We start from the raw sequence: 9073 nt of genomic DNA on the forward strand, positions 1-9073 counted from the left end.
TTTTTACATAATAGCTAAGAATAAAACTAAAACAGAGCGTTTCTGTTTTTCGTTATAATCATAGCCAAGAATGAAGTAGAGTGATTTTCGAATTCTATTATGTTTAATGATTCGTATTGTCATCTTTCAGCAGTTGTACCAGATTATGGCGGAATGCTTTTTCGTAAATATCTTCCTCATGGAAAGCGAAACGATTGAAATCAAATTGCGTTTCCATAACCATCTTACGTGTGAAAAACATTCTTTCCTTTTTCTGGTAGGAAGGCCGGAAAATACAAATGCAGCCAATCGTTTTTTCGGGTTCAAAAGCATAATGTGCAGCAAAATCCTCTATGAAATGATAATCCAGCATATAGACATGACTGTAATGACCGACTACTTTTGCTAAACGTGTACCATTGATCGTAAATGTGTTCATATCATAATCACGATAGTCAACCGTCTCTTGCGGGGCATCGGTATTTGGGCTGTTTTGTGCGATCACTATGACCGGAAGCATACGCTCATCGGATTCCGTTAATTGGTATAATTCGTGCAAAAGTTCTGTGTTATTGACAAAGTGTGCTTTGCTTCCAAGACGCACAATATCCATAATGCCGACTTTATTTGAAAGATCGGCTAAAAAGGAAGGCTTGGTAAAAGTAGAACGTTGCGATATACCACGGGGAACATCACGGGATGTCACATGATAAAAATGCAATAGTCCGTCATCCATTTTGGCAATCGAAGTATGCACATGCCAAAAAGTACCGATAGACTGGCTGTCAATATAATTCATCTTCATAGAGAATGACAGATTTTCTTCATCATAGAAGATTTTTAACTTATAACCCGGTAAATGATTACGATAGGTAGAAAGTTCTGCCGGAATATCCTCAAAGACCGGATTTAATTTAAAACGTGCCCATTTGTATACGATTAAGGCTGCATTGTAGAACTCAGATTCCAGCTTTCTTGTGTTTTTATGAAGCAATGGACGTTCCAAATGGAATAAAATGCTGGATTCCAAACGCGCCAGCGTATTTTTCTGATAAGTACGCTCATCCTGATTGATCGGAATGTTTTGACAGATTGCTGCAATCTGCGGATCATGGATTTCTTTGTTATTCATCAGCTTGACGATCAGATTATAATTGATATGTGGTGATTCGAGCTTTAACAGTTCTTTGATCAAAGTTTTTCTGGAAGCCTTAAAGAACTTCTTTGCAATTTCTTTGTCCTGATCAAAAACGGCAAGGATCTTAGGGTCCAGGGGTTCGCTGTCTGCCATTTTGATACGGTATTTGCATTTTAACATAATTTCCCAGTCTCGGTTTTTATAATGATTGTAAGACAATTCCTCAAAAAGCTGTACCAAAGACCAGTCACTTAGTTCGAGATTGGCAAGAATACAGTTCAGGATCCGGGAAAGCTCTTCACTGCCCTTCCAGAATTCCTTGTCAGACAGCAGGCTTTTATAACGCATATCATGTTCAATCTCATGCCAGCCTTCAAAAAAGACTGTACGGAATTGTATTTCAAACGTGGTATCGATCGGAAGATTCCAAAGCTCTTTTTTGTATACATTAAAAAATTCTTCCGGGAAACGAAAGACACCATTGATCTTTGTGGCTTTAAATTCATCGGCATTATACTTTGGACGTGACCAGTCATCCACCATTTGAAAGGTACTTTCCATAATGTCACGACAAATGCTAAGGTCATCATAATAATATAAGACAACACGCAAGCCAACGAGATCCTGTAATTTTTTTGGATTCTGCTCGGTTCCGTATTGACCGCGCAACAGTTTTTCGGCAATCGAATTCGGCGACTTTACGCGGGAAAAAATACGAAAATACATTCCGCAGGAATTTAATATTTCACGAACTGCTTCTTTTAAGTTGTCGCATAATTCTGTTAATTTTTCAAAATCAAGTTCTTGTTCAATGCTATTTTCAAAATCAGTCATTTTACCCTCCCATTGTAAAACATGAAGTAACCCCTCTACAGATCGAACCCGCAAATCCATCCCTTGGATTGTAACTCATATCAGATACGCAAATTTGTACATACAGAGTGTATTTCCTGCTATGCAGAAATATTTGAATGAAAAAATATAAAGCACAAAGTGCGTCAAGCGTGTAACATTTGGATTTTTGAGCTATTACATAATAATAACATAAATTTCAAAAAATCAAAACCACAGGTGTTTTATTTGATCCGGCATGGAACGGATATTGTTTTTTTATATTGTTTTGTTTATAATGAAAAGGATTAGAATCAGCAGGCCGATCAGTCGGATGAGCATAACAAAAAAGAGCAACTTTGCGTCAAGAAAGATCAAAGCAGAATTGTCTGGAAATGAGGATATATTTATGAAAAAAATAGAATTTGATGTAGAGCTTCATACAGCAGAATTGTATCGTTTTACAATGCGGCACACATATTACAGCTTTTCGGGAATCTTTAGCATTCTTTTTAGTCTGGTATGTCTTGTGATCGCAATCATAAAATGGAGCACAATGCAGCCGATGACAATCGGAGCATTATTAGTCATTGCATCTCTCTTTACAATCGTACAGCCGGTTATGTTATGGGCAAAATGCCGGATGCAGATGAAACAGAACAAAAATATCAATACCAGATTGCATTATATTGTTGAAGAAGATGGCATCACGGTTCAACAAAATGATCAGGAAGCTGTTGTGAAATGGTATGAAGTGCAAAAGGCAGTCAAAACAAAGAAGGCGATTTATCTTTATATGTCTGTAGTGCGTGCATTTATTTTTCCGGTTGAACAATGCAATGGTCAATTTGAAGCTTTGCTACAGATGATCACACAACAGATGGAAAAATACAAAGATTACGATTATGAGGAAGAGACAGAAGAGTCACCGGAAGAAGATTTTTCGGAAGATATAACAGACGAGGAGGAGTCGGATGAGTAAACAGGTCATAGAAAGTTTTTCGCCGGAAGATACCTTTGCATTTGGTGTTGAACTGGGAAAGAAATGTAAGCCCGGTGATATTCTGACTCTACATGGAGATCTTGGGGTTGGAAAAACGTTATTTTCAAAAGGACTTGGTAAAGGCCTTGCGATTGATGAACCGATTTCAAGTCCGACTTTTACGGTGGTACAGGTTTATGACAGCGGCCGTCTGCCGTTTTATCATTTTGATGTATATCGGATCGCTGATTTAGAAGAAATGGATGAGATCGGATATGAAGATTATTTTTACGGGGATGGTGTCTGTCTGATCGAATGGGCAGAGCAGATAGAGGAGCTTCTCCCTGAAAACGTGATTGCTATTACAATTGAAAAAGATTTGGAAAAAGGCTTTGATTATCGAAGGATCACACTCGAAGAAACCAAATGAAGAAGAAATTCTTATAGAAATAATAAGAACCAAAGCGTATAAAGCGTGTTGGTATATTTATATGAGAAAAAATTCTATAATAAGAAGAGAAAAAAGAGAAATAGAAATGAGGAACAGCTATGAAAATACTTGGAATAGACAGTTCCGGTCTGGTAGCATCAGCAGCAATTCTGTCAGATGATACCGTAGTGTCGGAATTTACAGTAAATAATAAAAAAACGCATTCGCAGACATTATTACCAATGATCGAACAGGTCGTAAAGATGGCTGGTATCGAATTAGAAGAACTCGATGCAATCGCAGTGGCGGCAGGACCGGGATCTTTTACCGGACTTCGTATCGGTTCTTCGACAGCAAAAGGAATGGCATTGGCATTAAAAAAGCCGATCCTGTCTATTCCTACTTTAGAAGGGCTTGCGTATCGTCTGACACCGGTGACGGATGAATTGGTATGTCCGTTAATGGATGCCAGACGCAATCAGGTCTACACCGGTATCTATCAGAACAAAAAAGAAGGAATTGAAGCAGTCAGACAGCAGGAAGCCGTTGCTATTGAGGAATTGATCGAGCAGGTAAATGCATTAGAAAGACCTGTTGTTTTCTTAGGTGATGGTGTTCCTGTTCAAAAAGAAGCATTAGAAGCAAATATCACAGTTCCTTATCGCTTTGCACCGGCACATCTGAACAGACAAAGTGCATCGGCAGTGGCAGCTCTTGGGGTTGTTTACTATAAAGAAGGAAAGTCAGAAGATGCAAGAGATCATAAACCAATCTATCTGCGGCAGTCGCAGGCTGAACGGGAGCGTGCACTTCGTCTGAAAGGAGAACAGGCATGATCGACAGGTTGCAAGAAAAAGATATCGATCAGGTAGCTCAGATAGAAGCTGAAATTTTTTCGGTTCCATGGAGTATTAAAAGTTTTAAGGATGCGCTCGCATCAGAGCAAAATATTTATCTGAAAGCCGAAACGGATGGTCAGATCGTTGGTTATTGCGGTATCTGGACTTCTTTTGAAAGTGCCGATCTTTGCAATATTGCCGTGAAAAAAGAATTTCGCAAGGCTGGTTTAGGCCAAAAACTTTTAGAGGCGGGGATACAGGAGGCAGCAGCCAAAGGTGTGGAAAGAATTCTGTTAGAAGTGCGTCAAAGCAATAAAGCAGCGATACGCTTATATGAAAAAAACGGATTTCAAACAATCGGATTGCGAAAATCCTATTATACAAAACCTGTAGAAGATGCCATTTTAATGGAACGTTTTATCCGGAAAATGGCAGAGTAAAAATCTGTTTGATCTTTTGATCAAAGAAATGCTAAACATTTCCACTATACAAATGCATATCTGTTTTATATAATGAGCTACAGAAGCAGAAGATTACACAATAGGAGGAGCATTATGTGTGATACACGTATTTTTTGCAATGCCTGTGGCAAAGAATTATATATGGAAAATAATATATTAAAAGAAGATGCATTTGAAGCAAAAAAACAATGGGGATATTTTTCGAAAAAAGATACTAAGATGCATTCCTTCGTTCTTTGTGAAGAATGTTATGATAAAATGATATCCCGTTTTGTAATTCCGCCTATAGTGACGGATGTTGTAGAACTGTGATTCCGATAAAGATTATACAAAGATGGAAATAACAAAGAAAATATGCTATACTAAAAAAGATGATATGAAAGATATCATCTTTTTTTGAAATAAAAACGATGTGTTATAAATAGCGTTGTATTTCAAAAAAAGGCAGGCGCAAAAACGTTTGTCTGAAGTGAAAGGAAAAAATAAAACGAATGTTAGATGTGTGTTTGTTAGGAACAAGCGGAATGATGCCGCTTCCAAGACGATGGCTTACTGCGTTGATGACAAGATTGAATGGAAGCAGTTTATTGATTGACTGCGGTGAAGGAACGCAGGTTGCTATCCGCGAGAAAGGATGGAGTGTAAATCCGATCGATACGATCTGCTTTACACATTTTCATGGAGATCATATCAGTGGACTTCCGGGACTTCTTTTATCAATGGGAAATTCTGACCGGAAAGAACCGGTTACGCTGATCGGCCCGAAAGGATTAGAAAAGATTGTCAACCAGCTTCGCGTGATCGCACCGGGATTACCTTTTCCGTTACGGTTTATTGAGTTTACAGAGGCCGAACAGGAGATAGAAGTAAACGGTTATCATCTGAAAGCATTTCGTGTTCATCATACTGTTGCATGCTATGGTTATACGATCACAGTACCAAGAGGCGGAAAATTCTTTGTGGAAAAAGCCAGAGAAAACCAGGTGCCAATGAAATTCTGGAGCCGTTTACAAAAAGGAGAAACATTAGAAGAAGACGGAAAGATCTACACACCGGATATGGTGATCGGACCACCGAGACAGGGGATCAAGCTTACATATTGTACCGATACGCGTCCGGTACAAAGTCTGGTACAAAATGCGAAAGATTCCGATCTTCTGATCTGTGAAGGAATGTATGGCGAAAAAGATAAACAGGCAAAAGCAGAAGAAAAGAAACATATGACATTTTTAGAAGCAGCTCATGTAGCAAAAGATGCACAGGTAAAGGAGATGTGGCTGACACATTACAGTCCGTCTTTATTGCATCCGGAAGAATACATGAAAAGTGTCAAAAAAGTTTTTGATAAAGCGTATCCGGGAAAAGATGGTAAAAGCATTACGTTAGAATTTGCAGATGATGAAAACCGGAGGGGTAGAGAAGGGAGAAAATAATGAATAAAAGTTCGAAAAAAATACTTGGAACCTGTTCGGGTATCTTAATTGTAGCAGCTATGATCGTAGCAGGATATTTTCTGTTAAATAAACAGGTGCAAAAAGAAGCACAGGAAAATGTGCTTCCAACGACAGAAGTAGGAAAAATCCTTGCAAAAGACCTGGATTCAAAATATCCGTCAACCGCAACAGAGGTAGTAAAAATGTATTGGAGGATCACAAGTTGTCTCTACAATAAAGCAGATTCCATGAGCAATAAAGATTTTGATAATGTTTTAAAGCAGTGTCGTAAATTATATGATCAGGAAATGTTAGATGAAAGCAAAAATTCATTTAACAACATGAAGAAAAAGTTGAGAAAAGATATTGATAAGAGAAAAGACGCCAAAGAAAGCTTCAGCTCTTATGTCGTTCAAAGCAATGATACACTTTCCGTTCGAAAAATGGATGGAAAAGAATATACAACGGTTATTTCTTATATCCTGATCAAAGCAAAGGGAAATACCGGTAAAGTCTATGAGAATTTTATGTGTCGCAAAGATAAAGACGGAAAGTGGAAGATCCTGGGATGGGAACAGTCAACTGCGGATGCAGCCGCAGCAGTCGGAGTAGAATAATTAGGAGGTTATCATGGAAGATGTGTTGATATTGGGAATTGAGAGTTCTTGTGATGAAACGGCAGCAGCAGTTGTCAAAAACGGACGTGAAGTGCTGTCTAATGTGATTTCGTCACAGATTGCTATTCATACATTATATGGAGGAGTCGTTCCTGAAATCGCATCACGTAAGCATATCGAAAAGATCAATCAGGTGATCGAACAAGCGTTAAAAGAAGCAGATGTAACATTAGAACAGATTGATGCGATCAGTGTAACCTACGGCCCGGGACTGGTGGGTGCTCTTTTGGTAGGTGTTGGTGAAGCAAAAGCTTTAGCATATGCGGCACACAAACCATTAGTTGGAGTGCATCATATAGAAGGACATATTGCCGCTAATTATTTGGAACACCCTGATCTGGAACCACCATTTTTGTGTCTCGTTGTTTCCGGAGGACACACGCATCTGGTACAGGTAAAAGCATATGATTCTTTTGAAATTATCGGCTGTACCCATGATGATGCGGCAGGAGAAGCCTTTGACAAGGTTGCCAGAGCGATTGGACTAGGCTATCCGGGTGGACCAAAGATTGATAAAGTATCAAAAGAAGGTAATCCGCATGCAATAGAATTTCCGCGAGCCAAAATTGCAGGTGCAGAGTTTGACTTTAGCTTTTCCGGAGTGAAGTCTGCTGTTTTAAATTATTTGAATCAGTGTGAAATGAAAGGAATCAAGATTTCACAGGCTGATGTGGCTGCTTCTTTCCAACAGTCTGTTGTGGATGTTTTAGCAGGAAGAGCGATCGCGGCAGCAAAGAAGCTTGGAGAAAAAAGGATTGCTGTAGCCGGAGGTGTTGCTGCAAATTCGGCATTGCGCCAAAGGTTAAAAGAAGAATGTGATAAAGAGGGCATTGCATTGTGCTATCCCTCACCTATTTATTGTACGGATAACGCTGCCATGATTGCAGCACAGGGATATTATGAATATATTGCAGGCACCCGCAGTGGCTGGGACCTGAATGCGGTACCGAATTTAAAAATTGGTCAAAGAGGATAATGAGAAAAGGGGCTGAAAAGCCCCTTTTTATGTGATGGGAATCTGTTCGTATAATGATGATGAGGCTCCAAGAATTGCTAAAGTAATTCTTGGAGTGTAAAGCACTGGCTTTGCACTTTTTTGTGGAATAGGAAACCGCTCGTGCAGTAGTGGTACACCAACAAGAATTGCAATAGCAATTCTTGGAGTGCAAAGCGCTGGCTTTGCACTTATTTGTGGAATAGGAAACTGCTCGTGCAGTAGTGGTACATCTCCAAGAATTGCAATAGCAATTCTTGGAGTGCAAAGCGCTGGCTTTGCACTTTTTTGTGGAATAGGAAACTGCTCGTGCAGTAGTGGTACATCAACAAGAATTGCAATAGCAATTCTTGGAGTGCAAAGCGCTGGCTTTGCACTTATTTGTGGAATAGGAAACTGCTCGTGTAGTAGTGGTACATCAACAAGAATTGCAATAGCAATTCTTGGAGTGCAAAGCGCTGGCTTTGCACTTTTTTGCAGGCTTTGTCATACTTCGTAGAAAAAAGTTAAAAAAAATTCAAAAAAGGGGTTGACGAAGATGATTTAGAATGCTATACTAGCAAAGCAGTCAGCGAGCGGGGCACAAATGAGAGCCACAAAGTGCTGAGTTGAAAATAGAATATGGAGAGGTATCGAAGTGGTCATAACGAGGCGGTCTTGAAAACCGTTTGTCCGCAAGGGCGCGTGGGTTCGAATCCCACCCTCTCCGTTTACACAGTTAGTTCTGTCAACTGTGTATTTTTTTGCCCTTTTTCGAGGTGAAAGACGGCTGGAAAGTGAGAGCTTAACCATGAAAAAGAACAGCGAAAAAGAAAATAAAAAAAGTTGTTGACAAACAGTTGAAAGCGTGATAGTATATATCTCGCTGACGCACAAAAGGTCAGCACAGAGGAATGAAAGTTCCGGGCGAGTTTCTTCTATATAAAAGAAGAGATGAGCAAAAAAAGAATCTTGATAATTAAATAGTAAAACAACCCTGAAATTTCTAAAGAGGATCTTGAAAAAAAGATCCAAGAATTTCAAGAGGCTTATCAGAAGATAAGACGAAAGCGAGACCAAGTAATTGGTAAAAACGGACAAGCCAAGCGAAAGCTTAGCGAGGACAAAACTTAAATATGAGAGTTTGATCCTGGCTCAGGATGAACGCTGGCGGCGTGCCTAACACATGCAAGTCGAACGAAGCTCCTGCAACAGAATCCTTCGGGAGGAAGATGCTTGAGACTGAGTGGCGGACGGGTGAGTAACGCGTGGGTAACCTGCCCTGTACAGGGGGACAACAGTTGGAAACGACTGCTAATACCGCATAAGC

Annotated in this window: 10 protein-coding genes, 1 tRNA gene and 1 rRNA gene; 11 read left to right on the top strand and 1 reads right to left on the bottom strand. The window is 39.6% G+C overall.

Annotated elements, in window-relative coordinates:
• Positions 1–103 precede the first annotated feature (103 nt).
• A complete protein-coding gene (locus H8700_RS11915; RefSeq protein WP_249305838.1) occupies positions 104–1951 on the bottom strand; it encodes a RelA/SpoT-related domain-containing protein in 1848 nt (615 codons plus the stop codon).
• Between the two features lie 406 nt (positions 1952–2357).
• Here H8700_RS11915 and H8700_RS11920 point away from each other — a divergent pair, with 406 nt between their 5' ends.
• The 11 genes from H8700_RS11920 to H8700_RS11970 all read left to right on the top strand — a co-directional run.
• A complete protein-coding gene (locus tag H8700_RS11920; protein ID WP_249305840.1) occupies positions 2358–2930 on the top strand; it encodes a YcxB family protein in 573 nt (190 codons plus the stop codon).
• Positions 2923–3360, top strand: coding sequence for a tRNA (adenosine(37)-N6)-threonylcarbamoyltransferase complex ATPase subunit type 1 TsaE (gene tsaE / locus H8700_RS11925; RefSeq protein WP_022140572.1), 438 nt, complete (start codon positions 2923–2925; stop codon positions 3358–3360). The genes H8700_RS11920 and tsaE overlap by 8 nt, the downstream gene beginning before the upstream one ends.
• A gap of 119 nt (positions 3361–3479) precedes the next feature.
• On the top strand, positions 3480–4196 hold the full coding sequence (gene tsaB, locus H8700_RS11930) for a tRNA (adenosine(37)-N6)-threonylcarbamoyltransferase complex dimerization subunit type 1 TsaB (protein ID WP_249305843.1): 717 nt from the start codon (positions 3480–3482) through the stop codon (positions 4194–4196).
• Complete coding sequence (gene rimI / locus H8700_RS11935) at positions 4193–4639, top strand: ribosomal protein S18-alanine N-acetyltransferase (protein ID WP_249305845.1); 447 nt, start codon at positions 4193–4195, stop codon at positions 4637–4639. The genes tsaB and rimI overlap by 4 nt, the downstream gene beginning before the upstream one ends.
• A gap of 114 nt (positions 4640–4753) precedes the next feature.
• The gene (locus tag H8700_RS11940; protein ID WP_022140575.1) at positions 4754–4972 is read left to right on the top strand and encodes a hypothetical protein; all 219 of its coding nucleotides are present in this window, start codon (positions 4754–4756) and stop codon (positions 4970–4972) included.
• Between the two features lie 179 nt (positions 4973–5151).
• Entirely contained in the window at positions 5152–6093 is a 942-nt protein-coding gene (locus H8700_RS11945; protein WP_022140576.1) for a ribonuclease Z, read from the top strand.
• Complete coding sequence (locus H8700_RS11950) at positions 6093–6710, top strand: DUF6715 family protein (protein ID WP_249305847.1); 618 nt, start codon at positions 6093–6095, stop codon at positions 6708–6710. The genes H8700_RS11945 and H8700_RS11950 overlap by 1 nt, the downstream gene beginning before the upstream one ends.
• 13 nt (positions 6711–6723) lie before the next feature.
• Positions 6724–7746 (top strand): tRNA (adenosine(37)-N6)-threonylcarbamoyltransferase complex transferase subunit TsaD, encoded by a 1023-nt coding sequence (gene tsaD, locus H8700_RS11955; RefSeq protein ID WP_249305850.1) that lies wholly within the window; start codon positions 6724–6726, stop codon positions 7744–7746.
• Between the two features lie 187 nt (positions 7747–7933).
• Positions 7934–8263 carry a hypothetical protein gene (locus tag H8700_RS11960; RefSeq protein ID WP_249305852.1) on the top strand — a complete coding sequence of 110 codons (330 nt, stop codon included), beginning with the start codon at positions 7934–7936 and terminating at the stop codon, positions 8261–8263.
• Between the two features lie 124 nt (positions 8264–8387).
• Positions 8388–8473 (top strand) — tRNA-Ser (locus H8700_RS11965).
• 402 nt (positions 8474–8875) lie between these two features.
• A 16S ribosomal RNA gene (locus H8700_RS11970) occupies positions 8876–9073 on the top strand; the annotation flags it as partial.

This window comes from Jutongia hominis (assembly GCF_014384965.1).
In the GTDB taxonomy this organism is placed as follows: domain Bacteria; phylum Bacillota; class Clostridia; order Lachnospirales; family Lachnospiraceae; genus Butyribacter; species Butyribacter hominis.